General features: G+C 48.2%; 1 protein-coding gene and 1 pseudogene. Both read left to right on the top strand.

The annotated features are described in order from the left end of the window. Positions 1–1,101: ABC transporter substrate-binding protein (locus tag BG32_RS08490; protein WP_121526678.1), on the top strand; the 1,101-nt coding region annotated here is incomplete at its 5' end. A 480-nt stretch (positions 1,102–1,581) separates the two neighbouring features. Continuing rightward, positions 1,582–1,955: pseudogene (locus BG32_RS08495) on the top strand (ABC transporter permease); the annotation flags it as partial.

Consider the following 1,955-nt stretch of genomic DNA (forward strand, 5'->3'; position numbering starts at 1 on the left):
ACAGCCGAAGGTTACGGTCAGGACAGAATGATTTATTTGAGAAACGAAAACTGGTGGGCTATCGAGCAGCTCGGAATAAAGCCTACGCCCAAGAGAATAGTCTACCTCACCGTTTCGGGAAACAACGTAGCTCTCGGTATGATCTTCAAAGGGGAACTGGATATCAGTAACTTCTTCCTTCCCGGAATCCCCGCCGTCAAATCCGCTTACGGAATCCATACATATTTCGATGGCGCGCCTTACATGCTTTCCGACAATACGGCAGTTCTCTTTCTAAACAACAGCAGAAAGCCGATGGACGATGTTAACTTCAGGAAGGCCGTTGCCTGGGCAATAAACGCCGACGACATAGTCACAAGGGTTTTCGAAAACCAGGTAATCAAGTCTAACCCGCTTGGCTTCCTTCCTATCGACGCCTGGATGAAGTATTACGATGAAAAGGTTGTCGAGCAGTATGGATTCAAGTACGATCCATCGGTTTCCAAAAAGGTCCTTGCCGATGCGGGCTACAAGGACATTAACGGAGACGGATTTGTCGAGGCGCCGGACGGTTCCAAGATAGAGCTCTCTATAATAGTTCCATTCGGCTGGACCGACTGGATGGAGTCGATAAAGATAATTGCCAACAACCTGAACGCCGTGGGCATTAACGCAAAGGCCGAGTTCCCCGACTATTCGAGGTATCAGGACGAGCTTTACGGCGGCAACTTCGATATGGCGATAAACAACTTCAACAGCAATCTGTCTAACACAGTATGGAGTTACTACTACTGGCTATTCTGGGATATCAGAGAACAGCAGACTCAGGGCAACTACGGAAAATACGACAATCCCAAGGCCTTTGAGTTGATGGAAGCCTTCGACAGAACGCCTGTCGATGACTACGAGACTGGGCAGAAGATCATGTCGGAACTGGAAGAGCTTTTCTTGAAAGAGATTCCCTACGTTCCCCTCTGGTTCAACGGAATGTGGTTCCAGGCAAGTACCAATGTTTGGACCAACTGGCCGAGCGAACACGGCCCTCACTACTATCCATGTACGTGGAACGGAAAATGGCAGCTCGGTGGTATATTCATGCTGACAGCCCTGGAGGCTAAGTAACAGAGTATAATCTTCGCCCCCATGGACTTCCGGCCCGTGGGGGCTTTTGGCAGACTGAGATTAAACGGTTTGGCTCATGCGAGATTCAACCTGTCATGTTCGGGCTCCGAGTGTTGTTTTTCGCTGAGCGACGAACAAGAGTGTTCTGGCAAGACGTCCGAATACCGAAAGACAATAGCGATAATGGTACAGACTGGAGAGATCGAGATGCCGGACTGCCTATGAGTATAAGGTTGCACCCGGGTCTTCATACGCGCAGTCTCTAAACATTATTAAAAAACCAACTTTCAGCAATTTATGAAGAAAGAAAAACCTGTCTAATCACCTCTCTCTGTCAAGCGAGAGCCTAAAGACTCTTGAATCTGAATGGGTGATCGGAAGGAATTGAGTATCGCACTTTCAACTGAAAATAACTTTTGGTTGGGCAAGAAGATGAAGCTCTCCATCACGTGGGTAGGGTAAAGGAAGGAGACTCAGACTGTGGGAGCCTATTTCAGAAGAAAGATAATAATCTACCTGCTGACATTTGTATTTGCGGTTACGATAGACTGGATGATACCGCGATTCATGCCCGGCAATCCAATTACGAATCTACTGTCTAGGTTTTCCACCAGATCGGATACAACCGAGGTAATCGCCGGCTACCTTAACGAGATCTACGGGCTGGACAAGTCACCTCTTCATCAGTATTTCGCTTTTTGGGCGGGCCTTTTCAGAGGCGATCTCGGAGTCAGCTTATATGTTACAGGCGCTCCCGTTACGAGGGTAATAGCCAGGGCCCTGCCCTTTGATCTTGCCCTTTTGATTCCCGCAATAATGTTGAGTTATATAGCCGGGAACAAGTTCGGCGCCTT

Source organism: Mesotoga sp. HF07.pep.5.2.highcov, from assembly GCF_003666285.1.
GTDB lineage: Bacteria > Thermotogota > Thermotogae > Petrotogales > Kosmotogaceae > Mesotoga > Mesotoga prima.